Genomic DNA, 25,384 nt, shown 5'->3' on the forward strand with positions numbered 1-25,384 from the left:
CCTCAGAACACCACGGACGCTTCAGCCACAGGGATGGCGCGGCTGCGGCCAAAGATCGGCAGTTCCCGCGGGATGCGGATGGTCGCCACCGTTCCGCATCCCGGTTCACTGTGCAGATGGATGCTTCCGCCCAATCGTTGGGTCACCTGATTATAGGCGACATGCAGGCCGAGCCCCATATGGCCGGCGGCCCGGTTGGTGGTGAAGAACGGATCGAAGACATGGGCCAGCACTTCCGCCGCCATGCCTTCCCCCTCATCCGCCACGGTGATTTCCACCTTGTCATTGCCGGTCTGGCGCGCCTGGACCCGGATGGGGCCGGCGCGATCCGGGCCATAGGCATGATCAGCCACATTGGCCAACAGGTTGGTGATGGTCTGTGCCAGGGCGCCGGGATAGGTATCCATCTGGATCAGGTCGATATCCAGGCTGATCTGGCTGCCGCTGCCAGTCAGCTTGGCCTTCATCAGATTGGCGATTTCGCGCAAGTAATCCCCCAGATCAAAGACGCGGCGGTCATCGCTGCCGCGATCAACCGCGACCTCCTTGAAGCTGCGGATCATGTCAGAGGCGCGCACGACATTGCGCTGGGCCAGCGATGACAGTTCCAGCCCGGTCTGCAGATGTTCGGTCAGGCTAGAGCGGGTAAGGCCGCCATTGCTGAGTGATTCCTGCAAGTTTTGGATATTGTCGTGCAACAGTGATATGGCGGACAGGGTGACGCCCAGTGGCGTGTTCACCTCATGCGCCACACCGGCCACCAGCTGACCCAGCGCCGCCATCTTTTCCTGCTGGACCAGCCGGTGCAGCGCCTCCCGCAGATCGCCGACCGCCCGTTCCAGCTGGTCATAGGTCTCCGCATTGGACAGGGCGATGGCGCTGTAGGCGCAAAGCGTGCTGAAAATCCGCCGTTCCCGCTGGCCATAAGCGTCCGTCTGGTCGCTTTGCACTGAAATGACGCCCAGCACCCGGTCCCCAATGGTCAAGGGCCGCACCAGCACCGTATGCATCGCCCGGGTGCCCGGTACCTGGGTCGGCGGCCGGCCATCCTGGCTCCGCGACAGCACCTCCCGGTTTTCCCGCGCACAAAGCGCCACCAGACTGTCGGCCGAAAGCGCCACCTGACGGGGGCCCAGCCGCTGGCCATCCTCCACCCGATAGCGGACATCGACAATCTGCCGATCCTCATCCACCAGCCCGATGGAGAGAAAATCCGCCGGCATCAATTCCTTGATATGGCCATAGATCGTCTGGAAGACGCCTTCATAATCCAGCTTGGCGGTGATTTCCTGCCCGACCTGCCCCAACCGCTCCAGAATCTGGTTGGCCTCATCCAGGGCCGTGGCGCGGGCCGCCTCCGACCGGGCCAATTCCCGGTGATGTTCCGCATCCGCCTTGGCGCGGGCCGTATCGAACCGGACTTGCATGGCCAGGATACGGGCGCCGTTCTGCTGGTCAAAATTGCGCTGCCAGCTGTCCCGCGCCCGGCGTTCATAGTACAGCGCCTTCTGATAATCACCAATGGCTTCGTAATCGCGGGCCAGTTCCGTCAGAATGTCGGACTGCAAAGTAAATTGCTTCAGGCTATCCGCCAGTTCCACCGCTGATTCCAGGGTTGAAATCGCCACCAATACGTTGGGTTTATGCAGGTGACGCTGGATCCTGGCCAGCACCTTGTATGACTTGATCAAATGATAAGTGTAGTTTGACTTCTCTGCCTGATCGACGGCCTGCTTGATGGCGTCAATCGCGCGATCATTGAAACCCAGCTGATGCGAGGCAAGGGCATAACCGATGAGGCCGGAGAGCCGGACATCAATCTGATTGATCAGATCGGCAACGGCCCTTGCCTTTTCAAACTGCAATACAGCCTGATCAGGCTGCCCGATTTCCAGAAAAAGCTCCCCATAGGCATTGTAAGCAATGGCGTGACGGCGGGTATTGTTCAGCCTTTCAATATAGGGTATCGCCTCTTCAAAGTAAGTCTGTGCCTTTTCATACTGCTTCAGGCTGATGGTTGTTTCCGCCATGGAAGCCAAACTTGTCCCGATCGCCATCGGCCAACGGGTTTTCTTTGCCAGCGCATAGGCTTTCTCCTTCCACTCCATCGCAGCGGGAAGGTCATAAAGATTGGCGTAGGCGGCACCGATACTCATCGATATTTGGATCGCCGTCATGGTTGCAGCATGTTGCAACGCAACATCAAGGGCGATACTTAAACATTTTATCGCAGCAGGAAAATCCCCACCTTGAAAATGAACCACACCCTGAAATGTCTTGTAATATATGGCCGCAATTTCATTGTTGTCGAAGCTGGAGTATTTAGAAACAAAAGCCGCTGAATCTACAGAATTGTTTGCCTTTTCATATTGTTTTTCCAAAATGATCCGGGCAAGGCACATGGCGCGATGGCGATCAGCGCCAGCCCCCTCATAATGGGCGGCGGATTTCTCCAGCAGATCATACACCTCTTCCATGCTGCCACGCACAAGGGACAGATCGGCCAGCCCCTGGCAGGCATCCCCCTGCCCGAGCAGATCATCGGCTTGGGCAAAAAGCTGCAGCGCGGCGTGACAATGCTGTGCCGCCAGATCAAGCTCGGCCATCAATCGGCATAGCTCTGCCTGGATCAGGAAGGCCCGCCCTTTCAGAGAAAAATAGCTGGATTCAGAGGAAAAATCCTCAATCCGTGCCGCTTCTATGAAATTTCTGGCAATTTTTAAAGCAGTATCGCTGTCACTCTGCCTGACATACCAAGCATATTGCATATCAATAGAGAGCGAATTTTCCTTTGCAGATTTTTGCTTTCGCAAATTCACCAAGAGATCTATTTTTTCTACTGCCCCGAAATATTCTATTTTATTTTCCATTTTCCAGAGCATCGTCGCGCACCCGGTCATTGATCGACGCCCAACCCAACACCCAGAAGCCGTCGAAAATCATCCTTCATGGGGTACCATGGGTTACCGGACGGTGACCCATGGTACCGCGATTATACTAACTCAAATCAATCTGATGCGTGAAGGGCTTCACCTCACAAGGATGTTTTAACGCTTTCTGAGGCATCAACCTCTTCAGACGGATCGACTTCCTCAGAAGCATCAACCTCCTCGGACGGATCGACTTCCTCAGAAGCGTCAACCTCCTCGGACGGATCGACTTCCTCAGAAGCGTCAACCTCCTCGGACGGATCGACTTCCTCAGAAGCGTCAACCTCCTCAGACGGATCGACTTCCTCAGAAGCGTCAACCTCCTCGGACGGATCGACTTCCTCAGAAGCGTCAACCTCCTCGGACGGATCGACTTCCTCAGAGGGGTCAACCTCCTCAGACGGATCGACTTCCTCAGAGGGATCAACCTCCTCAGACGGATCGACTTCCTCAGAGGGGTCAACCTCCTCGGACGGATCGACTTCCTCAGAGGGGTCAACCTCCTCAGCCGCATCGCCCTGAATGGGGCCAAGGAACTGACCAGCCGAGAGGGATGCTGACGTCGCAGCATCAACTGCCTCAGAGGGATCGACCTCTTCAGAGGCGTCAACCTCCTCGGAAGCATCGACCTCCTCAGCGGCATCGACCTCCTCGGAAGCATCGACTTCCTCAGCGGCATCAACCTCCTCGGACGGATCGACTTCCTCAGCGGCATCAACCTCCTCGGACGGATCGACTTCCTCAGCGGCATCAACCTCCTCGGACGGATCGACTTCCTCAGCGGCATCAACCTCCTCGGAAGCATCGACTTCCTCAGCGGCATCAACCTCCTCGGAAGCATCGACTTCCTCAGAAGCGTCGGCCCGAATGGTGCCAAGGGACTGGCCGGTGGGGATGGATACTGACATTGCAGCGCTGGCTTCCAGCGCGCCCGTCAGCGTATCGCCCCGCAGGCTGTTGCCATTGCTGGGGATGTCATCCGCCGCCGATGGCAGGGCGGGGGCCAGATCAACCTGCAAGGCGGCCGCATGAAGGGCCGACGCCTTGCGCTGGGCCAGGGCCTGCTTTTCGGCATCCGTCAGCCCGCCGAACAACGACACATAGGTTTTCGGTTCCTTGCGGAAGGCCTCTGCCGCCGTCGGGTTGCTGGCCAGCTGGGCCAGCACACGGTAAAGCGCCTTGGGCGTTTCCCGCAGGCGGCCGCCCAGCGGTTCGCGGTCCAGGCGCGCCACAGCCTCCAGCTCGAACGGGCCGTAATCACCCACCGGACGCCCTGCCGCGCGGGCCTTGGCCTGATCGATGGCCTTGGCCATGCCCAGCTTTTCAGCCATCACCGGGTTGACGGGCAGGAACTCCTTGGGCGGCAGGTACAGGGTGCTGACCGGGTGCACAGAGGCGCGCACCGCCGGGTCACGGTAGGCCTTCAGCGGGCGCCGGACGATCTGGCTGTCCAGACCGGGGAAGGTGGCGCCGACATAATGATAGCTCGGATGATCCTCGCCATAGAGGTCGATCAGGTGTTCGAACAGAATTTCGCGCTTGTTGCGCTTGAACCCCTTGGCGGAATAGGTGACATCGCCGAAGGAGCCGACCTGCAGCAGCACGACATGGCTGGAGGTGACCACCGGACGCCCGCGCAGCATCATGTCGGAGGCTTCCAGGATCTGGCAGCCATGGACAGACGGGTCGATGCGCAGGTCGGAGAACAGGTAATCGGTGGAGGAAATGCCGGGCAGCATTTCCGTATGATGCCCTTCCTTGCGGGCAATATTCAGCGCGCGGCGGGCGGGGGAAACAAAATAGCCGGGATGGCCATAGAAAACCGCCGCCACGCGCTTGCCCTGGCGCACCGCGCGCAGGATCACCTCAGCCATCTGCACATAGGTCACCAGGCGACGCTTGTCTTCCCCATAATGCAGGGAGAGATTATAGGCGCTGGGGTTGAGATCGCGGATGAAAGCCGCCGTCACACCATCTGGAACCGCATAGAAAACCGCGTCAGCCTCCCGGATATGGCCGATCGCTTCCTGGGTCATGTGGGCAATGGACCGGATACCGGTGCCGACCACGGTGAGGCTACCGTGGGAAAGGCCGGCGGCGAGCGGCTTCGACACGTCGATGGAATTAGGCATGTTCCTGTTTCCCCTGCGTACGATATGGCTGTGGTGTGGATGGTGCGGGCCCCTGGCGCCCTTGGCCAAAGGCGGTACGACTTTAGCGTATTCTTAACCATTTCGCATGTCGGTAAATTAGAGAGAGTGCGTTTTGCCCACAGCCTTAACAAGAATGTCGTAAAATCGCGCGGACACGGGGGGAGAGGGAAAATGGTGGCGGAAGCAGGCATCATCGGGGCCATCCTGGCCGGCGGGCAGGGGCGGCGGTTGGGGGGCGACAAGCCGTTGACCGACCTGGCCGGTCGCCCCCTGCTGGCCCATGTCGTCCGCCGGCTGGCCCCGCAGGTGGGCCGACTGGTGCTGAATGCCAATGGCGATCCGGCCCGCTTTGCCGGGATTGCGGAACTGCAGGGGCTGCCAGTGGTGCCCGATACGGCACCGAACCAGCCGGGGCCGCTGGCCGGCCTGCTGGCGGTGCTGGAATGGGCAGCGCGGATGCAGCCGGCCGCCCGGCATGTTCTCAGCGTGCCGGCCGATTGCCCCTTTCTGCCGCACGATCTGGTCAGCCGGCTGGCGCTGGCGGCGGGCGATGGGGTGGCGCTGGCGCGCACGGCGGCGGCCGATAGCAGCGCACACAGCCATCCGGTGGTCGGCCTGTGGCCGGTCAGCCTGTGCCAGGATCTGCGCGTCGCCCTGCTGGTGGAAGGGCAGCGCCGGGTCGGCCAATGGGCGGCCCGGCACCGGCCGACCTTTGTCGACTGGCCGGACACGCCGCTGGACCCGTTTCTGAACGTGAACACCCCGGACGATCTGGCCGCCGCAGAGCGGCTGCTGGCTGTCCATCCGGGGAACTGAGGGTTACGCGGCCTGCGACAGGGTTTTCAGCAGCCGGTCGAACCGGTCGCCCGCCAGCGAGACGGTATCCAGCAGCCCCTCATCCAGCTCATCCCCCTGGACTTCGTTTTCATCCAGCGCCGCCCCTTCGCCATAGCCCATGCGGCGCACGGTGCTGCGCAACCGGTCGGCCAGGAACAGGGCGATGGCGCGGTAAAAGCGCATGGCAAAGCCGGTATCGCGGGCCAATTCCCGCGCCAGCAACTGCTTTTCCAGCATCAGCACCGCCCCCGCCGTGGCGGCGGCAACGGAGGCCGAGGGCGGGGCGCTGTCGACGAAGGAGAGTTCGCCGATAATCTCGCCTGCGCCCAGGCTGGCGACGGGGCCGATGCCTTTCACCGTCACCTCCATGCGGCCATCCAGCACGATGAACAGGTGTGGCGAGGGCTCCCCCTGCCGCACCAGCAGATCACCGGGCGCCACCATGCGGCGGCGGCCATGGCGGGCCATCCAATCCACATCCATATCGTCCAGCTGACCCAGGATATAGAGCACCTTGCGCATGGGATTTCCTTACCAATGTGATGGGGTTCGGGGGAACGGGTCTCGTCACAGCATCTGTCGACGGGCCAGTGCGGCGAAGACGCCATCCTGGGCGATCAGGTCGGCGAAACGGCCCTGTTCCACCAGCCGACCGCGTTCAATCACCAGGATGCGGTCCACCCGTTCGATGGTGGAAAGCCGGTGGGCGATCATCACCCGCGTCACATCCAGCTTTTCCAGGGACCGCATCACGGCGGCCTGGGTGCGGTTGTCCAAGGCGCTGGTCGCCTCATCCAGCAGCAGCAGGCGGGGCTGGCGCACCAGGGCGCGGGCGATCATCAGGCGCTGGCGCTGCCCGCCGGACAGGGTGCCCCCGCCCTCCGTCAGCACCGTATGCATCCCCATCGGCATGGCCTTGATATCATCGGCCAGATCGACCTGACGCGCCGCCGCCCAGGCATCTTCCAGCCGAGCAGCAGAGGCACCGACGATATTGTCCAGGATGGAGCCGCCCATCAGCCGCCCATTCTGCAGCACGGTGCCGATCTGCCGGCGCACGCTGTCGGGCGTCAGCCGGCTCATCGGGCGGCCATCGAAGAACAACTCGCCCGCCTGGGGCCGGTCCAGCCCCAGCAGCAGGCGCAGGATGGTGGATTTGCCCCCGCCGGACGGGCCGACAATGGCGACAAATTCCCCCGGCCGGATGCTGAAGGACAAATTATCCAGCACCGGCGGCAGATCGGGCGCATAGCTGAAGCTGACGCCGGAAAACTCCACCCCGCCGCCCAGCCGCCCGGCATCCTCCCCATCGGCCACATCATCCAGCGGGCTTTCCAGCAAGGGGCGCGACCGTTCCCAGATGGGGAACACCCCCAGCAGCCGGGTCAGCGTGCCCACCAATTGGGTCATCGCCCCCTGGAACTGGCCGAAGGCCGTGAAAAAGGCGATGAAGCCACCGGCCTGCATGGCGGTGGCACCGCCACCCCCCTCCACCCCCGCCAGGGCCTGCACCGCCTGTTCGGCCATCACGCCCTTGGCGATCAGTACCACGCCGGCCATCAGCGCCACGGTGGAAAGCGGACCAAAGGCCGCCTGGAACACGGTCTGCATCCGGGCCAGCCGCTGGCCGGCAATATCGAAGCGGCGTTGCGCGCCATAGCGGCGCATCCAGAACATGATGGCGCGGTCCACCGCCGCCGCCACCTTCAGCTTGGCGACCCCGGTGATGAATTGCAGCACCAGCCCTTCGGCAATGCCACGGGTGCGCGCCTCCTGCCGTTCATGGCGCAATTGCAGCAGGCTTAACCCCACCGTCACCGACAAGGACAGGGCCACCAGCAGCAAGGCCACCAGGGCCAGCTTCACCGAATAGAAGAACAACATGCCCAAGCTGACCAGCGACATCACCCCGCCCAGCAGGCTGGACAGGGCAGCACCGGCCAGCATCTCCCGGATGGTGGCGATGCCCATGGCGCGGTCGGCCAGATCGCCCACCGTATAACGTTTGAAGAACCCCGCCGGCAGCCGCAGCAGCCGGTCGATTACGGCGGCGTGCATTTTCAGGTCGATGCCGCTTTGCAGCCGCAGCACCGCATGGCTTTTGCTGTAATCCAGGGCGGCCGAACTGATGGCCGCCACCACCAGGGCCAGCACCAGCAGGAAAAGCTGATCGCCCGCCGCCGTGGGCACGATCTTGTCCACGATCAGGCCACTGGCCACCGGCGTCAGCAGGCCGATCAGCGCCACGCCCAGCGCCAGCAGCGCAATGGCCAGCCGTTCGCGCCCGGTGCCATGCAGGCCCAGGCGGATCATGTCGCCCAGCCCCACCGGGCGCGATGGCAGGGCGGCATAGATCGCCTGGGCCTGCGGGTTCAGCTTTTCCGCCAAGGCGGCATCCACCGGCTGCGATGTGCCGGCCAGCGCATCCCACAGCACATAGCCATTGCCCTGCGGCAGCAGGGCGACGGGGCGGTCCCCCTCGGCCAGCCGCGCCACCATGGGCAGGCCCGTCTGCTGCCACCAGCCCAGCCGCAGCAGCACGCCACGCTGGCGCAGCCGGGCGGCGGCCAGCGCCTGGGCCAGATCGGGCGGGTGGCCATCCTTGCCGGCATGGGCAGTTGTTGGCAGCTCCAGCCCCAGCGAATGGGCGATGCGGCGGACCAGGGCGCCCGCCTCCCAACCCGGCATAACCCGTTCCGGGGCGGCCAGCCGGCTGCCGGGCTGGATCAGGTCCACCAGCGTGCCAAACGCCGCTTCCATGCCCTGGCGGGACAGTTCGCCCCGCTGGCGGGCCTGGGCCGTTTCATCTGCGGCACGCGCATCCAATGCCTGGGCAATCTGGCGCGGCAGGGCGGCATGGGCGGCCGCCAAGGCGGGGGCCAGCAACCCGGTATCGGCCAGTTCCCGGCTGGTGCGCAGCGCAATGCGCGCCGTGCCATCGGCGGAGACCCAGCGCCCCGCCACCAGCGGCACCGGCACATCGCGCAGCCCCGTCCCATCGGGCAGGGAAAGCAACCCTTCTTCCCGCACCAGCCACAGGCAGCCCCGGCCGGGCTGGATAGCGGCGACGTCCCCCGCCGCCAGATCATGCCGGCCAGGGGCCAGGATGCTGGCGGTCTTGGCCGGCGGTGGGGCCGGCGGCAGGATGGCGCGCAGCCAATGGTCGATATCGGCCAGCGCCGGCGCATCGCCCAGCGCTTCCACCTGCGCGCCCAGCCCGCCCACGGCGATCAGGCCCAAGCCATCCCCGCGTTCATCCAGGGCGCGCGGCACCGGCCAGAAACAATCCCCGGCGGACAGGCGGGCCACAGCGCGGCGGCGACCGACATGCCGGCCGTCCCGCATCGCCACGGCGAACAGATCAACAAAGCCGGCCACCACGCGCAGCGGCTCCGCCATCTCCCCCAGGCACAAGGGCTGATCGGCGCGCAGCGGCTGCGGCAGGCGGGCGACGCGGGAAACGGGGTCCAGCGGGCGGGAAGATGGGATGCTCATGCACCCTCCGCATTCAACAGGGCGGCATAGGGGCCACCTTCGGCCACCAGGGAAGCATGGTTACCGCGCTGCACCACCCGCCCGCGTTCCAGCACGATAATCTCGTCACAGTCGCGGATGGTGGACAGCCGGTGGGCAATGATCAGGCAGGTGCAACCCCGGCGGCGGATATTGTCGTCGATGGCTTTTTCCGTCACCGGGTCCAGCGCCGCCGTCGCCTCATCCAGCACCAGAATGGCCGGATCGCGCAGCAGGGCGCGGGCAATTTCCAGCCGCTGGCGCTGCCCGCCGGAGAAATTCAGGCCACCTTCCAGCACCGCGCTGTCATAATGGCCGGGGCGCAGGCTGATTTCGGCGTGGATTTCCGCATCCTTCAGCGCCTGGGTCAGGGCGGCTTCCGGCACGGTGGCATCCCACAGGGTCAGGTTGTCGCGCACCGTGCCGCCGAACAGAAAGACATCCTGATCGACATAGGCCACCGTCTGGGCGAACAGGTCGGGCGGGATATCATCCAGCGCCACCCCATCGATCAAAATCGCCCCACCCCAGGGGCGCAACAGGCGGCAGACCATGCGGCCCACGGTGGATTTACCGCTGCCCGACGCCCCGACCAGCGCCACGCGCCGCCCCGGCTCCACCACCAAGGACAGATCTTCCACCAAAGGCGGGTCACACGGGCTGTAGCCAAAGGAAATGTCGCGCAGTTCCAGCCGGCCCGACAGCCGTTCCGGCAAGGCGGCAAGGGGCCGGGCCGGTTCGGCCACGGCCACAGTGCTGCCAGCCCCCACCACATCGGCGATGCGGTCCAGATCGCCGCGGATGGTCTGCAACTGTCCGGCCAGAGTGACCAGCCCGTTGATCGGCGTGGTGAAGCTGACCATCAGCGCCTGAATCGCCACCAGCGATCCCACGGTCAGGCTGCCATCAATCACCCGCCAGCCGCCAACCCCCAGCAGGGCGGCGGTGGACAGGGCCGTCAGCAATGTGGGGATCACCCCCAGCGATACATCCAGCCGGCCCAGCGCCTGACCGGTGGCCAGCAGGCGGGCCTGATAACCGCTCCATTTACCGAAAATATCGCCTTCCAGCCCGCCGACCTTGATGCTTTCAATCCCGCCGATCAGCATGGCGGTGGCACCCATCAGCTTGCCTTCCTCCGCCGCGCGGTTTCGGCTGAGGTCCACCCGGCGGCGTTCAGCCAGTTTCAGCACGGTGATATTGCCCAGCACCAGCGCCACGGCGATCAAGGCCAGCAGCGGGTCATAGGCGGCCATGGCCAGGCCATAGAAAAGCACGGCGGTCAGGTTGAAGATATTGGTGGCCAGGCTGCCCGACAGCAGTTCGGCCACCTGATCCACCGCCGCCGCCCGGTTGGCCAGATCGCCCGCCATGCGCTGGTTGAAGAAATGCATGGGCCGGGCCAGCAGATTGAACAGGTAGCGCGTGGCCAGGGTCAAAGCCAGCTTGGTGCGCAACAGGGTCAATTGCCGCTGCTGGAAATAGGTCAGCAGCCCCTGCATGGTGCCGGCCAGCGCCACGCCCAGGCAGAGCGGGGCCACCCAATCCTGCCGCTGGTTCACCAGCACGGCATCAATGAAGGTCTTGGACAGGCCCGGCAGCACAATGCCCGGCAGCACCAGCAGCATGGAAAAGCCGGCAATCACCGCCAGCGGCCCCCACGAATGGGTCAGATGCCCCTTGATCTGGTCCCAGATACGGGGGCGCTGGCCGCCGGGGCGGAAGCTCTCATTGGGGCTGAAGGCCAGCACCACGCCGGTGAACGCCTCGTCCAGTTCCCCCAGCGGCAGCCGGCGCGGGCCGGATGCCGGATCGTTGATATAGGCCCAGCCATCGCGGATGCCTTCCAGCACCACATAATGGTTGAAGTTCCAATGGATGATGGCGGGCACCGGCAGGTCCGGCAGTTGCGCCGGCTCTTTCCGGAAACCCTTGGCGGTGAAGCCAAAGGTACGGGCCGCCCGCAGCAGGTTGGAGGCCTTGGACCCGTCGCGCGAGACGCCACAGGCCAGGCGCAATTCCTCCAGCGGCACCCACAGCCCATGATGGGCCAGCACCATGGCCAGACAGGCCGCCCCGCATTCCACCGATTCCATCTGCAGGATGGTGGGCACCCTGGCGCGGCGGGCACCGGGCTTGCGCTTGGCCGCTGCCTTGTCCGGCGCTGGCTGTTTCTCCGGCGACTGGCTCACGGTTCGGTGCCCAGCAGCTTGCGGAAGAAGGGCAGCACCAGTTCCACCGGGCGCTGGCGGCGCACGGTGATTTCGGCGGCCACCAGCGTGCCGCTGGTCAGCGCGATATCCGGCCCCTGGCCGGAGGTCCAGCGAAAGCCCGATGGCGTATCCGCCGGGATCAGGTCCACCCGCGCCTCATAGGGCGCGCCCTTCTTGGCGAATTCCCGCACCAGCCCTTCATTCTGCACCACGGCGGCCATGCCGCCTTCGGTGGCGGGATAGGCGGAGATGCTGGAAACCCGGCCCAACAGGGTGCCGAATTCCTCCTTCTTCACCATGGCGGGGGCGATGCGCACCTCCATCCCCGGTGCCACGCGCTTGCCGTCGGCGGTGGGGATGTACAGCACCGCTTGCAGCGACTGGCCGGTGCTTTCCACATTCACCACCGGCGTGCCGGCGGAAATCAGGGTGCCCTGGCCCACCTTCACCTCTGTCACCCGCCCGCTGGCCGGGGCCCGCACGACAGAGGTGGTTTGCAACTGCAATTCCAGCTCCCCGATGCGGCGCTTCAGGTCGGCGATGCCGGTTTCCAGTTGGGTGCGCTCCCGCTCCTGCTCCATTTTCATCTGGACCGTCTGGGCATCCAGATTGATCTGTTCGGCGCGGTTTTCCGCCAGGGTGCGCTGCGCCTCCTCCAGCGCCTGCTGCACCTCCTGCACCTGGGCGGCGGTGACATAGCCCTGTTTCAACAGGTCGCGCCGGCCTGCCAGTTGCTGTTCCAGGAAGCGGATACGGCTCATGGCGCTGTCGGCGGCCTGGTTCAGGGCGGTGCGGCGCTGGTCCAGGTTGCGGCGGCGGACATCCGCCTCCCCCGCCAGACCCTGGGTGCGCTTATCCAGTTCCGCCTGCTTTTCGGCCAATTGCGCACGGGCGTTCTTCAACGACAGGTCGGTTTCCGGCTGGGTCAGGCTGGCCAGGGGCTGGCCTTCCGTCACCATGTCGCCCACGGCCACGCGCACCCCGGCCAGCGTGCCGCTGGCACTGGCCATGGCCGGCAGCACGCGGCCACCTTGCGTCACCAACAACCCCTGGCCGGGAGCTTCGGTGGGGATGGTGCCGGCGAATCCCCAGCCGATCACCGCCGCCGCCGCCAGCAGCAGCCCGCCCAGAGCAACACGCGCGCGGATATCAACAATGCCGCAGGCAAGGTCCAACTGTTCGGGCGAGGCGATCCGATCCAGCGCCGCCTTCCGGAATATCTGCACCGACATTACGCGCGTCCTACATCCTGCCGCCCGCGGGGCGGTTTCTTAATGGCTACCAAACATGATGCGGCGGTGCGATGGAAGGGGCAGTACCCCCCAGAAAGGTTAACAAGCCCCCTTCCTCAATGGTGGTTGAACTTGTGTGTTAGCGGCTTGCTGCCAGGGGTCGCCAGCCGGTTAATGGCGGCACGGGATGGGGTGGCGTTAACCAATTTGCCGCCCATGGCCCCGGGAGATCGGTTTTTAGATCGGACAAGGACGGGGCTGACCGGGTGGATCAGACTTGGTTGATCGGTGACGGTGTTGCACCGTCCCTTTGCGGGTTGATGCTGGCAACCGGCCGCCTGGACGGGCGGCTGGAAAATCTTGGCCTGCGTCCGGGCCTTTCCGTCACCCTGCTGGATTTCACAGCGGCGACGGCCGCCGAAATCGCCCCCAACCCGCCCACCGGCGATACGGGTGGGGCATGTCATCTGCTGGCGCTGGTGCAAGGCCAGGTGCTGTTGACGCAGGGCGGGGGCAACGGGCCACTGCCGGCCGGCCATCTGCACCACCTGCCCCATCAGGGCGACGGCCCGCTGCTGTCCGTTTGCGCGGGCGAGGCGGTGCGCGGGGCCATGCTGCATATTGATGCGCCGCTGATGCGCACCCTGGGGGCCGATGCCGCCCAGGGCCTGGACAGCCGCCCCGCCGGCAACCAGTGCCTGCGCGTGGTGGACCGGATGCTGGAAACCACGTCGGAGGCGCCCCCCCTGCGCGATGTGATGCTGCACGCCAAGGGGCTGGAATATCTGGCGCTGGCCATGGCGGAGTTGCAGCAGCCGGCCATTGACCATCATGGATTGTCACGCCGCGAACAGGCGCAGATCATGGCGGCGCATGGCATGTTGCTGGCCGATCTGGCCAAGCCCCCCTCCCTGCGCCAATTGGCCGGTGCCGCCGGGCTGAACGAGAAACGGCTGAACGAGGGGTTCCGCGCGCTTTACGGTGCCACGGTCTTTGAATGTCTGCGCAATGCCCGGCTGGAAAAGGGTCGGCAATTGCTGTTCGATGACCAGTTGCCGCTGAAGACCATCGCCTGGCAGGTGGGCTATACCCACGTGAACAACTTTATCACCGCCTACCGCAACCATTTCGGTGAACCGCCCCGCCGGCACCAGAATGGCGGGGCGGAGGAATAGGGGGCGGGGGAGAATGCATTGTTATTTTTCAATGCATTATATTCACTCACGTCACTGTCACCGCTGCTATGGCCTGCAGGTGCTAAGTTAGCCTCTCGCACCGAAATGCCTTCCCCGCGAAAGCGGGGATCCAGGGGCCACAAGAACCACACATCAGCGCAAAAGGCCCCTGGACCCCCGCTTTCGCGGGGGAAGCGGGAAAGGTGCGAATCCCGAGCTTAGCACCTACAGGCCGCAGCAGCGGGGACGGAAGGAAAACGCCTAAGCGCCTGAAAAACTGAAACGAACATCAGCCAAACCCAGCCCATCCCAACCCCAACGCCAGCAACATGACCGCCGCCAGCAGCATTCCATGGCGCGGGCGGGCCAGCAGCAGCGGATAATCCATCCGGTCCGGCGTGGTCAGCCGGTCCAGCGCCTGGGCGCGGAACAGGGGGCGCTTTTTGGGGGGATTGGTCATGGTACCAGCCTTCCCTCTTCCAGCCGCAGCACCCGGTCCGCCAGGGCCAGACTTTCCGGCCGGTGGCTGACCAGCAGGCAGGCACAGCCCGCTTCCCTTAAAGCTGCCAGCACGCGGGCCTCCGTCGCCTGATCCAGCGCCGTCGTCGCCTCATCCAGAATCAACAGGCGCGGGCGGGTCAACAGGCAGCGGGCAATATGCAGGCGCTGCACCTCCCCCGCCCCCAGCATCGCATCCGACAACAGGGATTGCAGCCCCATCGGCAGGGCCGCCACCATCTCCCACAGCCCCACCAGCCGCAGGACGGTTTCCAGTTCCTCCAGCGGGCGGGGATTATCGCCGGTCAGATGGTGGCGCACGGTGGCCAGCGGCAGGCGCATATCCTGTTCGACCACATCCATATGCCGCCGCAATGCAAACAGCCGCTGCGGGGTGCAGGGCGCGCCATCCACCCGCAATTCACCTTGATCAGGCGTTTCCAGGCCCAGCAGCAGGCGCAGCAGGGTGGTCTTGCCGCCACCGGACGGGCCCGTCAGCCCCACCACCTGGCCCCCCGCCAGTGACAAGCTGACACCCGTTAGCGCTGGGCGGGCGGCACCCGGATAGCGGAAATGCATGTCGGCCAGTTCCACCCGCTGCGGCGGGGGCAGGCTGCGATCATCGACCAGACCGGCCTCCGGCATCGGGATCAGCAGCGGGCTTGCCGCCTGCACCGCCGGCCCCAGCAGGGCCAGCCGCCACGCCGCCTCCATCGCCAACAGGGCCCCGACCAGCGGCACCGCCATGCCGGGCGGGGCCAGCCCCGCCAAGCCCAGCCCGGCCAGCCAGACCAGGGGGCGGCGTTGGGCCAATACCAGCATCCGGGCCAGGGCTTGCTCTGCCCTCGTGCCCCAGCGGGCCAGCAGGCCAGCCCCGGCCCCCATCTGGCGCAAGGCGGGGAAATCCGCCAGACAGGCGGCCAGGAAACGCTGATCGCCGGCCATCTGCTGGCGCAGCACCACCCAGCCCCGCGCCGTCAGCCAGCCCAGTGCTGCCACCGGGGGCAGCAAGGCCAGCATCCAGGCAGTGGAGAGGCCCCCAAGCGCCAGCAGCACCAGACCTAGCCCCCCGGCCCACAAGGCCGCCGGCCCCAGCGTCACAATATCATCCAGACTGTCCAGCCGCCCTTCCAGCGCCGCCGCCGGTTGCCGGTGCAGGAAGGCGGCGGGCAGGCGCAGCAGCCGATACCACAGGGCCAGATGCACCCCGGCCAGCCCGCGCGCCAGCGCCCGGTCCCGCAGGCTCCAGCCCCAGGCGAAGACCAACCCCGCCGCCGCCAGCAGGCAGAGCCCCGGCCCCGCCAGCAATCCCCCCGCCAGCAGCACCAGCCCCCCGGCCCCCAGCATGGCGGCAAAGCCGGCCATCCCCTCCCCACCGCCCAGGCGCAGGCCCGCCCAGGCGAGCGCAGCGGGACCGCCGCGCAGCTCCCGCAAGGGCAGCACGGCCAGCGCCTCATCGGGCAAGTCCGTGGGCAGCGGGGAAAGTCGGCCATCTGCCGAGAGCCCGCGATATCCCCCCAGCTTGTGCGCCACCAAGGCCAGCGCCCCGCCATCCGGCATCGCCATCAACAGGGGCGAGCCATCCAGCACCCGCCACGGCCCCGTCAGCCGCACCGGGCGCAGCAGCAACCCGGCGTCGCGGGCCAGATCGTCCAGCCCCCCACCGCCCGTAGCGCACGCCCGGCCCAGCCTGCGGGCCAGTTGGGCCAAGGCGGCAGCCATGGCAGGGGCGGCGGGGCTGGGTGCCAAGGGTGGCAGCGGGGCGGTGGTCCCCGGCCCTTCCCTCACTTCGCTTTCACCCGCCACCGGCTGCCAGGGCATCAGCCCCTGCGGTGTCAACTCCCAGGCGCCATCGCCGCCGGCCAGGGTGGCAGCCCGGCGGCTGATCACCAGCAGGCTGATCCCCGCCCCGGCCAGATTGGCGCGGATACGCCGCTCCAGCGCCAGATCCAGACAGTCGAACAACCCGTCCAGCACCAGCAGGCCGGGGCGGTGCAGCAGGGCACGGGCCAGGATCAGCCGCCGCCGCTCCCCGCCACTGAAACCGGTTGCCCCCTGCTCAACAGGCTGGTCCAGCCCGCCACGCGCCTGCACCAGCGCCCATGCCTCGGCCAGCCGCAGGGCATTTTCAACCTCAGCCTCGGGAATGGCGGCATTCCACAGGGTCAGATTATCCCGCAGGCTGCCGGCCAGAAACGGGCTGGCCGCATCGATCATCAACCGCCGCTCCGGCCCGAAAATCTGCCCCGCCCAGGGGGGCATCTGGCCGGCCAGCAGCCGGCCCAGGCTGCTGCACCCGGCCCCCGGCCCGCCGGTCAAGCCCACCTGCGCGCCCGGCGGAATGGTCAGGTCAACCAAGCTGAACAGCGGTGCCGCCCCCGGCCGGTGGCCGAAGGTCAGGCCCGTCACCGCCAGGGCAGGTTGAACCGTCACCAGGGTCGGTGCCCCCTCCCCCGCTGGGGCTGGCGACAGGTCGGCGATGGATGCCAGCTCATCGGCCCAGCCGCCCGGATCATCCGCCACCTGCACCAGCCGCAACAGCGCCAGTACCGGCAGCAGGCCCAGCGCCACGGCGCCCGCCCCACCCGCCAGTTGCACAGCCCCCAGCGTCAGCAGCGGGGCCAGCAGCGGCGGCAAGGTCCGTCCGGCCACGCGCTGGCGGGCGCTGATCCGCTGGGCCATGCCGGCGGCCAGCACCGCGAGCCGCTGGCGCAGCCGCCCGGCCAGTTTCAACGGCGCGATATGGATCAGGCTGTCCGCCGGCAGCATCACCATACCCTGGCCGAACCGCCGCCGCACCCGGCCCGGTGCCAACCGGGAGATCTGCGCCCCGGCCAGCAGCCCCAGCGTGGCCAGGAACCCCACCCCCGCCAGCGCCCCCGCAGCCGGGGCCTGCTGACAGAGCAGGGCCAGCGGCAGCAGTGCCCCCAGCCCATCCAGCAGCGCCACCCCCTCCACCCCCGCCAGCCGCTGGGCTAGCCGGTCGGGCGCTTCCATCTGCTGGGCCAGCAGCGGCGGCAGGCGATAGGTGAAGAAGCGGGCGGGCTGTTCCGCCAGCCGCTGGATCAGCGTCGCCCGCGTGGCCGCCGCCGCCCTTGCCCCGGCATGGCGCAGCAGGCAAAGGCGCAGCCATAACAGACCCAGGCCGGGCAGCAGCCAGACGGGTGACGCCGCCGTCACCGCCCAGCCCAGCGCCGCCCAGCCCGCCAGCGTCAACAGCAGCGCCAAGGCCAGCCAGCCACGCACGGGCGCCAGCCAGCCCCACAGACCCGACAGCCAGTCGGGCAGCGGTCGCGGCGGGGCGGGTGGTGGCAGATCGGGGCCGGGGCGGATGCGCTGCACAATGCCGGTGAAACGGTCGTCAAACTCTGCCCGGTCCAGGCATAAAGGCCCCTGCGCCGGATCGCAGACCCGCACCCGGTCAGCCTCCACCCCCTCCACCACCACGGCATGGTTGAAATCCAGCTGCACCAGCAGCGGAAAGCCCAGCGCCGCCAGCCCGTCGCCATCGCGTGAATAGCTTTGCACCGTAAAGCCCAGGCGCCGCGCGGTGGCGGCGATGGTGGCCAGCGTGCAGCCATCACGCGACACACCGGTTTCCTGGCGCAGCCGTTCCATCGGCACCGGCTGGCCATAATGGGCCAGGATCATGGCCAGGGCGGCCACGGCGCATTCGCTGTCCTGGCGCTGCCGGATGGGCGGCACCCGTAGTTCCCGCCTGAACCAATGCCGCCAGTCCCGCCCCATGCTCCGCCATTATCCATCGCCCGTCTGCCATGGTGATAAGGCGGATGCGGGCGGCTTGTCGATCTGCCGGGCGGGTGCGCTACGCCCGCGCATAGTGATTTGCCGGGCAGGCAAACCCACCCCCGGTTGGCGGGGTCGGGGCTGGCGCGGCATCCTGCCCGGCAGAACATCAAATCGGAACCCCTGACATGACCGACCTTGCCCGCCTGGAAGCCGCCATCCGCGCCGATGCCGGCTTGTTCGCGCAATTGAGCGCCAGCGCTGCGGACAAGGCCGCCTTGCTGGCCGCCATCCAAGCCCAGTCCGCCCGCCTGGGCCTGACCGTACCGGCGGCGGAAATCAGCGCCCGGCTGGACAGCCTGATCCAGGCCGCCGCCAACGATGAATTGAGCGATGATGAGCTGGAGCTGGTTGCCGCCGGCACCAGTTCCAAAGCCAGCACACCGGATCAGGGTGGCGGCCGCCGACGGCCGGCGCAATAAATGGCTTGATCATGAAAACCCCCATGCCCATCAAAGAGGCCTGGGCGGGCAAGGGGGTAAGGGGATGGGTGAATGACCGAGGAAGTGCTGGTCGCCTTTTATCGCCAGATCCGGGAAAATGAGGCGCTGATGCGCCGCCTGTTCGCCTGCCCGGATGATGCGACCCTGATCGCCGCCGTGCTGCGGGAGGCGGAAGCCAGCGGCCTTTCCATCCAGCCCGCCGATGTGGAACTGGTGTTAAGCGACCTCACCTCCTTCATCGCCATCGCCAATGATGATGAGCTGACGGATCACGAGCTGGAACTGGTCGCCGCCGGGGGCAGCCAGTACGGCCAGGGCAAACAGTGACCGGGCTTTCCGGGGTGCGGTTCACCCGCTGGCCGGCGCCGGAGATGGCCGGTGCCCTGGCCGGTTTTGCCGCCCTGACCTATCCGCGTTATCGCCCGGTGCTGCTGGAAAACCCCATCGGGCCACAGCCGGCAGGCACGCCGATTGCCGGCAATTGCTTTGCCGTCACCGCCCATGCCGGTGACATGCCGGCCGGGCTGGCCCTGGTGGAGGGCATGTGGGAGGGCGAGGCACGGCTGCTGTCCATCATGGTGGCCCCTTCCCTGCGCCGGCGCGGCATCGCGCTTGCCCTGTTGGCGGCGGTGGAGGGCATGGCGATGGATGCCGGCTTCACCCGGCTCTGTTGTTTCCACAATAACCGGATGCGCGATGTGCGGGCGTTTGAGGGGCTGTTGCAGCGGGCTGGCTGGTCCACCCCGGTGCTGGCGGAAATCCGCCTCACCGGCCCCGCCGGCTTCACCGACGCCGTCCGCCCGCACTGGCAAAGCCTGTTCGACCGGCAGGACCGCGATGGCTACAGCCACAGCCTGTGGGCCGACCGCACCCAGGCCGACCGGGACGAACTGGCAAGCCTGCATGAAGGCGGGCAGGTGGAGGAACGGTTGAGCCTGCAGGACTGGATGCTGTCGCACGCCGACCCGCATGTCAGCCTGCTGCTGCGCCACCGGGCCCGTGTGGTGGGCTGGATCATCGGGGAACGGAACCGGCAGTTGGACTGCATCCATTACACATCCGGCTTCACCATCGGCCCCTTGCGCCGCTGCGGCTGGATGATCCGCGGCCTCTATGAAGCGGCAGCGCTTCAGGCCCGGCACTATGGCGCGGACCACCCGGCCCGGTTTGAAACCTTCAATGGCAATGACGGCATGATGCGCCTGATGGCCGACCGGCTGGCCCCCTATGCCAGCGAACAAGACCGCCGCTATCGCAGTGAGCGGGTGCTGGGGTAAGCGGTACCCCTGTTGACAGCAAGGGTAAGCCGCAAGGTTGCTTTACCGCCGATGCGCGGCTGGGGGACACTTTGACCGCGTAGTGGCGGGCAGGTTTTCCCCATGGATGGCCAGACAGCAACAGTGGATAGCGGCAGTTTCGTCGGCCTGTTCCTGCTGGAACTGCCCGATGACTGGTGGGTGCCGGACGGCTATGGGCTGGTGCCCAACGGCACCGTGCCGCTGCATGTGACAGCACCGGACGGGCTGGAGACCAGCCTTTACGCCGATCCCGCCTATCAGCCGCCAGCGGAACGGCTGCGCTCCATCGCCGAGGTGATTGCCCAGGAAATCGGGCCGCTTTCCGGCGTTTCCGGTTTCGGGGGCGAGACAAGGCGAAGCTTCGGGCTGGACCGGCCCGACCTGTTGGGCACGGTCAACCGGGTGGCCACGGCCCCGATCAATGCGGCGGCCTATCTGTTCGATCTGGCCGCCTATGGCATCCAGGCCAGCATCATCGGCGGGACGGAGATGGCCGCCCGGCAGGGCTGGATCGAACGGGCCAGCCTTGGGCGCTCCCAGCGCGAGATGCTGGGTATGGTGGAGTTCCTGGCGGCGGAAACCGGTGTGCGGGGTGGGCGCCTGTCGCCGCGCGCCGAAGCCGCCGTCACCCGCTTGGCCAGCACCGCCCGGTTTGCCCGCGACACGCTCTCCCCCCTGGTGATGCGGCTGGAACGCGGCACCGGGCTGGCCCGGCCCCGGACGTTCCAGGTGGTGGAGGTCGTGGAAGCCAGGGAGGCCGGTGCAGCCGCCGGACTGTCACCGAAAGAGGTGTTCCTGCGCAGGGTGCAGGCGGGGAAGGAATGGGAAAGAAAACAGAACAGCAGATATGAGTTCACTCAACTCTACGTGAAGCGACCGGATGGAAGCTGTTGCTATGTTCTTGACGCCTATAAGCCTGTAAACTCATTGGTTCCTGACGGCCCCGTATCATTAAAATACACCCAGATTGCAGATATCAGCCACAAATCAGCACGGGCCATGCTTCTTGAGGCGAAACGCAAATATGGAACCGGCACCGAAATTGCTGCTGTACAATCTCGCCCTAGAAGGTTGAGGGACACCCATCTCAAAGGACCGATATGGCTTGAGTTTCCCCCTCAAAGCAAGGCTTTGCCAAGTGATTTTATAAATGATGCTCGTACAATCGGCGTTAGGCTGCGAGATACTGAGGGGAAAATATATGACTGAAGAAAAGTTCAATGAGAGCCTGCACAATCATCTTTTGGACATTTTATACGAAGGAGGATTCCTCGAATCGTACCTAAAATTAAGCCACAAATACAACAAGTACAATTCCACACCCGAAGGAATTGATTTTGAACGTACAGCGAAGTTATTCACTGATAATGGCGTTAAAATAAAGAAAATCAAACGCTGGAAAATGATTGAGTATGATGAGACGGAGATCGGCCAATGGGTATGGACACCATCCCTTGTCATCAAGAAGGGGGACTGGGTTGAGCCCATGTTGGCCGGCGTCGACCAATCAGGCACCGAATCAGTCGGAGATACTTGGCGCAACCTTGCTCTTTACACCGCCAAGCGGCTTCCACACGGCGATGCACCTACGTGGGAAGAAATTCGGACACTTGAATATGACGGCACCATGGAATGTATGGAACGCATGGTGCCCGACCTGATCGCCCTGTTCGGTGAGATGAAGCAGATCATCCGTCACGGCTGGTCGAACCAGCCGTGAGAGGGAAGAATATATGACTGAGTCAAAATTTAACGAAAACATGCACAATCACCTCATCAACATATTATGCGATGGTGGTTTTGTTTATAGCTTCATGAAATTGGGTCAAAAATACAAAAAATACAAAGCAACATTAATAGGGATAAATTTCGAGAGAACAGCAAAAATATTTTCCGATAATGGAGCATCAATCAAAAAATTCAAACGCTGGAAGATGATCGAATTTGATGAGGTGGAGATCGGCCAATGGGTATGGACACCCTCAATTGTCATCAAAAAAGGTGATTGGGTTGATCCAATGCTATCGGGCGTCGATAAGTCAGGGACAGAGTCTGTGGGTGACACATGGCGCAATCTCGCCATAGATGCATCAGAACGACTGCAGAACGACGATGCCCCCACCTGGGAGGACATTATTAACCCAAAATATGACGGCACCATGGAATGCATGGAACGCATGGTGCCCGACCTGATCGCCCTGTTCGGTGAGATGAAGGAAATCATCCGTCACGGCTGGTCAAACCAGCCGTGACGCGTACAGACCAACACCCCCTCACCGCACCGGCACCAGCCCATCCCCGATCAGGGTGAAGGCGGCCCAGAAGAAGGGATGGCCGGTGCCGGGACTGGCGGCCAGCCGCATCTGAGCCGTCGCCAGCGCCGCCGCTGCATCGCCACCCGCCACCGGCAGGCCGGCGAAACTGTCGGTCATCAGGGTTACGGTGGGCTTTGACGGCACCTGCCAATGCGTCACCAGCAGATTGCGGGCCCCGGCGAAGAAGAAGGCCTCGGCCAGACCGGACAGGGATTCCCCACCCAACTGGCCCCCACCCGCCGTGTTGCAGGCCGACAGCACCACCAGTTCGGCATTCAGCCGCAGGGTCGCCACGTCCGATGCCGTCAGCAACCCGTCATCCGCCGGATCGGGGTTGGCGCTGCTGGGCGGGGCCAGGGCCAGGCCGGGCTCGGCCTGACAGCGCAGTTCCCCCGGCAACAGCCCGTGGGTGGCGAAATAGAGCACCCGGTAATCGGACAGGCTGGCCCGGCGCAGGGCCGCCTTGGTAACGGCCGCCCCGGTCAGCAGCGCATCGGGCGTGGCCCCCAGCCCCTGGCCGATCTGGCGGATTTCATCGGCCGTTTCCGGCAGCGGGGCCAGACTGCGCAGCAGGGCCGGATCGACCGCCCCGCCGGTGCGGCATTCCTTGGCCAGGGCCGCCATGCCATCGGCACGGCCCGCCGCCCCCTGGAAGGGCGGGGCCGCGAACCCGATGAAGGGCTTTTGCGCCGTGGAGCGGCTGGCCAGCCGGCGCAGCGACAGGAAGGCCGGAACCGATGGTGCCACCGCAATGGCCCGCCCGCGCGCCAGCCAGGCCGCCCCGGCATAATCCCCCGCCGCCGCCGGTGCCGTGACCAGCAGGGCCGGCGGCAGGCTGAGCAGCGGCCCACCCGGCACCAGATCCAGCCGTCGCACACCGGCCATTTCCGCCGCCACCGGACCATAAAGCGCCTGATAGAGCCCGTGCGCCGCCGCCAGATCAAAGGGCAGCAGCCCGCCATCCCGCGGCACAAAGGCCCGGCGCAGCCCCTGCACCTGCCGGGTCAGCTCGGCCCGTGCCATATCCACCGCATAGGCCGTCACCCCCTGGGGCCGCAGCAGAAAGCCGAAACCGCCTTGATCGGCAAAGGCGAACAGCGACAGCGCCTCCCCCTCCCGCAGGGCGGCGGCCACCTCTGCCCCGGTGGGCGTGGTGAAACGGGTCAGGCGGTTATAATCGGGGAAGCGGCTGGCCAGCGCCTGATCGGCGGCATCGGCCCGGCGGCTGGCGGCCTCCAGTTCCGTGCGCAGGGATTGTTCACGCGCGGGTGAGCGCTGGCCATCCGGCTTGGCGGTTTCCGCCGCCAGATCCAGCCGCAGCCGGTCGCGCTGGCGGGCGGCTTCCTGCTGGCTGCGCACCGCCTCGGCCGCCGCCGGGTCGTTGGTGGCGAAACGCGCGGCGGCACGGCCGATGGTCTGGCCCACCGCCCCTTCGCGCACCAACTGCACCGCCTGGAACATGGCGGCGTGCAGGGCCGGGGCCTCGGTCGGTTTGGCCTTTGCCACCGCCAGGGCAGCCCGCAGATAAGGGGCGATGCGGTCCAGCGGCAATTGGGCCGGCGGCTGGTCGGCGCTGCGGATGATGGTAAAGGCCGCCTCGAAACTGACCAGGGCCGGCTCGTTGAGCCCGGCCTCTGCCGCCACCCGGCCGCGTTCCAGCAACAGGCTGGCGACGGGCCAGCCTTCGCCGAACAAAGCGCGGCTGGCCGCCGTCGCGGCCTCCAGCTTTTCCAGCCCTTCCCGCGTGCGCCCGGCCATGGCATCGGCCATGCCCTGCTGGGCCAGCAGGCGCGGCTGCCACCAGGAGGGCAAACCCGGCGTGCGGTCGAAAATGCGCCGCGCCTCCGCACTGGCCGCTTCCGCCAGCGGGGCCTGGCGCAGGCGGATACCGATGGCGGCCTCCAGCACCAGACTATGGATCAGTTCGGCGCGCGCCACCGTCAGATTGCCCAGCACGGCGCGGTTCAGGCCGGTGGGGTCATCGCCCTCCAGCTCCGCCACGCGCTGGCGGCGGGCGGCACTGGCGGCCTTGGCCAGAACCAGGGCGGTTTCCGGCCGCCCGGCCGCCAGCGCGTGATAGCCGCGATAGGCCAACAGCCGCGCCCGCAAGGCCGGATCGAACGACCGCTGAATCAGCGCTTCGGCCCGGTCGAACAGGCCATCCGCCTCTTCATAGCGACCCTGGTTGCTCACCTCCAGCGCCAGGGCCATCAGCGTGTCGCCAAGGCCCGGTGCGTCCGGCCCCAGGATGCGGGTCTGCATGGCCAGCGCCCGACGATATGATGCCTCAGCCGCCGCGAAATTCTCCAGGCTGTTGGCCAGCCGGCCCTGGCGGCGGTCGCCGTCGAAGCGGGTGACCTCCCCCTTGCCAAAGGACCGCTCACCCAGCCCCAAGGCCGCCGTCAGCACCGGGGCGGGGGCAGGCTTGCCGGCTGCCATGGCGATGGCGGCCAGGAAAGGATCGGCCATGGCCGGGATGCCATCGGCCTGATAAAGCCGCCCCTCCAGCGCCAGCACCAGCGACAGATGCGGCCAGCCCCCTTCACGGAGCTGGCAATGCTGCACCATCGCCTCGCCCAAGGGCGTGGGCAGCCATTGCGGTTCCTGGCAACTGGCCTTCAGCGCCAACTGGCTGGCCCAGTCGCTGCGGTCGGACAGGCGGCGCAGATCGTCGCGCCCCACCGGCGGGGCGGCGGCGGGGCGGGACCAGAGCTGGCCCCCGGCCTCCCCCTCCTCCCCGCAGGCAATGTCCCAGGCCAGGGTGCCACCGGCCAGCGGCGGCAAGGCGGTGGCGCGGCATTGCCGACCGCCGGCATCGGTCCCGGCCGGCACGCCGGCGCTGCTGCTGGACGCGGCGGGGCCGTTTGTGCCGGCTGTCGGCGGTGCCGCTCCCGGCCCGGCGCATCCGGCCAGCAGCAGGGGCAGCAGGGCGCCCAGCGCCAGCATCCAATCCTTCATCTGCCGCTGCAT

Annotated in this window: 18 protein-coding genes; 9 read left to right on the plus strand and 9 right to left on the minus strand. The window is 66.0% G+C overall.

All coding sequences use genetic code 11. The features are described 5' to 3' along the window. Positions 1-2: 2 nt before the first annotated feature. A complete protein-coding gene (locus PCJ49_RS08025) occupies positions 3-2,156 on the minus strand; it encodes an ATP-binding protein (protein ID WP_347710426.1) in 2,154 nt (717 codons plus the stop codon). Between the two features lie 252 nt (positions 2,157-2,408). On the opposite strand from PCJ49_RS08025, the gene PCJ49_RS08030 reads away from it, so the two are divergent. Next, positions 2,409-2,618 (plus strand): hypothetical protein, encoded by a 210-nt coding sequence (locus PCJ49_RS08030; protein ID WP_269910516.1) that lies wholly within the window; start codon positions 2,409-2,411, stop codon positions 2,616-2,618. 416 nt (positions 2,619-3,034) lie between these two features. Here the strand turns inward: PCJ49_RS08030 and PCJ49_RS08035 are convergent, their stop codons facing one another. Continuing rightward, a complete protein-coding gene (locus PCJ49_RS08035) occupies positions 3,035-5,062 on the minus strand; it encodes an SAM-dependent methyltransferase (RefSeq protein ID WP_269910464.1) in 2,028 nt (675 codons plus the stop codon). Between the two features lie 192 nt (positions 5,063-5,254). On the opposite strand from PCJ49_RS08035, the gene mobA reads away from it, so the two are divergent. Continuing rightward, a complete protein-coding gene (gene mobA / locus PCJ49_RS08040; RefSeq protein WP_269910465.1) occupies positions 5,255-5,899 on the plus strand; it encodes a molybdenum cofactor guanylyltransferase MobA in 645 nt (214 codons plus the stop codon). Between the two features lie 3 nt (positions 5,900-5,902). Here mobA and PCJ49_RS08045 read toward each other — a convergent pair whose 3' ends face one another. The 4 genes from PCJ49_RS08045 to PCJ49_RS08060 are packed head-to-tail and all read right to left on the minus strand — an operon-like array spanning position 5,903 to position 12,878. Then, entirely contained in the window at positions 5,903-6,442 is a 540-nt protein-coding gene (locus tag PCJ49_RS08045) for a cyclic nucleotide-binding domain-containing protein (protein WP_269910466.1), read from the minus strand. A 45-nt stretch (positions 6,443-6,487) separates the two neighbouring features. Then, complete coding sequence (locus tag PCJ49_RS08050; protein ID WP_269910467.1) at positions 6,488-9,415, minus strand: NHLP bacteriocin export ABC transporter permease/ATPase subunit; 2,928 nt, start codon at positions 9,413-9,415, stop codon at positions 6,488-6,490. Continuing rightward, the gene (locus tag PCJ49_RS08055) at positions 9,412-11,625 is read right to left on the minus strand and encodes an NHLP family bacteriocin export ABC transporter peptidase/permease/ATPase subunit (RefSeq protein WP_269910468.1); all 2,214 of its coding nucleotides are present in this window, start codon (positions 11,623-11,625) and stop codon (positions 9,412-9,414) included. Before PCJ49_RS08055 ends, PCJ49_RS08050 begins: the two co-directional genes overlap by 4 nt. Further along, positions 11,622-12,878: an NHLP bacteriocin system secretion protein gene (locus PCJ49_RS08060; protein ID WP_269910469.1), complete on the minus strand. Its 1,257-nt coding sequence runs from the start codon at positions 12,876-12,878 to the stop codon at positions 11,622-11,624. The genes PCJ49_RS08055 and PCJ49_RS08060 overlap by 4 nt, the downstream gene beginning before the upstream one ends. A 266-nt stretch (positions 12,879-13,144) precedes the next feature. On the opposite strand from PCJ49_RS08060, the gene PCJ49_RS24750 reads away from it, so the two are divergent. Beyond that, positions 13,145-14,053, plus strand: coding sequence for an AraC family transcriptional regulator (locus PCJ49_RS24750; protein ID WP_269910470.1), 909 nt, complete (start codon positions 13,145-13,147; stop codon positions 14,051-14,053). 289 nt (positions 14,054-14,342) lie between these two features. Here the strand turns inward: PCJ49_RS24750 and PCJ49_RS08070 are convergent, their stop codons facing one another. Continuing rightward, a complete protein-coding gene (locus PCJ49_RS08070) occupies positions 14,343-14,513 on the minus strand; it encodes a hypothetical protein (RefSeq protein ID WP_269910471.1) in 171 nt (56 codons plus the stop codon). After that, on the minus strand, positions 14,510-18,256 hold the full coding sequence (locus PCJ49_RS08075; protein WP_269910472.1) for an ATP-binding cassette domain-containing protein: 3,747 nt from the start codon (positions 18,254-18,256) through the stop codon (positions 14,510-14,512). The genes PCJ49_RS08070 and PCJ49_RS08075 overlap by 4 nt, the downstream gene beginning before the upstream one ends. A gap of 230 nt (positions 18,257-18,486) precedes the next feature. Between PCJ49_RS08075 and PCJ49_RS08080 the strand changes: the two genes are divergently transcribed. The 6 genes from PCJ49_RS08080 to PCJ49_RS08105 all read left to right on the plus strand — a co-directional run bounded on the left by PCJ49_RS08080 (position 18,487) and on the right by PCJ49_RS08105 (position 22,351). Beyond that, positions 18,487-18,780 carry a hypothetical protein gene (locus PCJ49_RS08080; protein ID WP_269910473.1) on the plus strand — a complete coding sequence of 98 codons (294 nt, stop codon included), beginning with the start codon at positions 18,487-18,489 and terminating at the stop codon, positions 18,778-18,780. Positions 18,781-18,852: 72 nt separating this feature from the next. Then, positions 18,853-19,128, plus strand: a complete 276-nt coding sequence (locus PCJ49_RS08085) for a hypothetical protein (RefSeq protein ID WP_269910474.1) — start codon at positions 18,853-18,855, stop codon at positions 19,126-19,128. Next, positions 19,125-20,078, plus strand: coding sequence for a GNAT family N-acetyltransferase (locus PCJ49_RS08090; RefSeq protein WP_269910475.1), 954 nt, complete (start codon positions 19,125-19,127; stop codon positions 20,076-20,078). Before PCJ49_RS08085 ends, PCJ49_RS08090 begins: the two co-directional genes overlap by 4 nt. 102 nt (positions 20,079-20,180) lie before the next feature. Continuing rightward, positions 20,181-21,308 carry a hypothetical protein gene (locus PCJ49_RS08095; protein WP_269910476.1) on the plus strand — a complete coding sequence of 376 codons (1,128 nt, stop codon included), beginning with the start codon at positions 20,181-20,183 and terminating at the stop codon, positions 21,306-21,308. After that, positions 21,301-21,819 (plus strand): hypothetical protein, encoded by a 519-nt coding sequence (locus PCJ49_RS08100; protein WP_269910477.1) that lies wholly within the window; start codon positions 21,301-21,303, stop codon positions 21,817-21,819. Before PCJ49_RS08095 ends, PCJ49_RS08100 begins: the two co-directional genes overlap by 8 nt. Before the next feature lie 13 nt (positions 21,820-21,832). After that, positions 21,833-22,351 (plus strand): hypothetical protein, encoded by a 519-nt coding sequence (locus tag PCJ49_RS08105; RefSeq protein WP_269910478.1) that lies wholly within the window; start codon positions 21,833-21,835, stop codon positions 22,349-22,351. Between the two features lie 21 nt (positions 22,352-22,372). On the opposite strand, the gene PCJ49_RS08110 is transcribed toward PCJ49_RS08105, so the two are convergent. Then, the gene (locus PCJ49_RS08110; protein WP_269910479.1) at positions 22,373-25,384 is read right to left on the minus strand and encodes a CHAT domain-containing tetratricopeptide repeat protein; all 3,012 of its coding nucleotides are present in this window, start codon (positions 25,382-25,384) and stop codon (positions 22,373-22,375) included.

The sequence above is a fragment of the Niveispirillum sp. BGYR6 genome (genome assembly GCF_027568365.1).
Classification (GTDB): Bacteria; Pseudomonadota; Alphaproteobacteria; order Azospirillales; family Azospirillaceae; genus Niveispirillum.

What these genes read in the sequence shown, in the direction of transcription:
- PCJ49_RS08025 (WP_347710426.1), bottom strand. Translation starts at nt 2,156, where the DNA reads ATGAGTATCGGTGCCGCCTACGCCAATCTTTATGACCTTCCCGCTGCG.
- PCJ49_RS08030 (WP_269910516.1), top strand. Translation starts at nt 2,409, where the DNA reads ATGGCGATCAGCGCCAGCCCCCTCATAATGGGCGGCGGATTTCTCCAG.
- PCJ49_RS08035 (WP_269910464.1), bottom strand. Translation starts at nt 5,062, where the DNA reads ATGCCTAATTCCATCGACGTGTCGAAGCCGCTCGCCGCCGGCCTTTCC.
- mobA (WP_269910465.1), top strand. Translation starts at nt 5,255, where the DNA reads ATGGTGGCGGAAGCAGGCATCATCGGGGCCATCCTGGCCGGCGGGCAG.
- PCJ49_RS08045 (WP_269910466.1), bottom strand. Translation starts at nt 6,442, where the DNA reads ATGCGCAAGGTGCTCTATATCCTGGGTCAGCTGGACGATATGGATGTG.
- PCJ49_RS08050 (WP_269910467.1), bottom strand. Translation starts at nt 9,415, where the DNA reads ATGAGCATCCCATCTTCCCGCCCGCTGGACCCCGTTTCCCGCGTCGCC.
- PCJ49_RS08060 (WP_269910469.1), bottom strand. Translation starts at nt 12,878, where the DNA reads ATGTCGGTGCAGATATTCCGGAAGGCGGCGCTGGATCGGATCGCCTCG.
- PCJ49_RS08070 (WP_269910471.1), bottom strand. Translation starts at nt 14,513, where the DNA reads ATGACCAATCCCCCCAAAAAGCGCCCCCTGTTCCGCGCCCAGGCGCTG.
- PCJ49_RS08080 (WP_269910473.1), top strand. Translation starts at nt 18,487, where the DNA reads ATGACCGACCTTGCCCGCCTGGAAGCCGCCATCCGCGCCGATGCCGGC.
- PCJ49_RS08085 (WP_269910474.1), top strand. Translation starts at nt 18,853, where the DNA reads ATGACCGAGGAAGTGCTGGTCGCCTTTTATCGCCAGATCCGGGAAAAT.
- PCJ49_RS08095 (WP_269910476.1), top strand. Translation starts at nt 20,181, where the DNA reads ATGGATGGCCAGACAGCAACAGTGGATAGCGGCAGTTTCGTCGGCCTG.
- PCJ49_RS08100 (WP_269910477.1), top strand. Translation starts at nt 21,301, where the DNA reads ATGACTGAAGAAAAGTTCAATGAGAGCCTGCACAATCATCTTTTGGAC.
- PCJ49_RS08105 (WP_269910478.1), top strand. Translation starts at nt 21,833, where the DNA reads ATGACTGAGTCAAAATTTAACGAAAACATGCACAATCACCTCATCAAC.
- PCJ49_RS08110 (WP_269910479.1), bottom strand. Translation starts at nt 25,384, where the DNA reads ATGCAGCGGCAGATGAAGGATTGGATGCTGGCGCTGGGCGCCCTGCTG.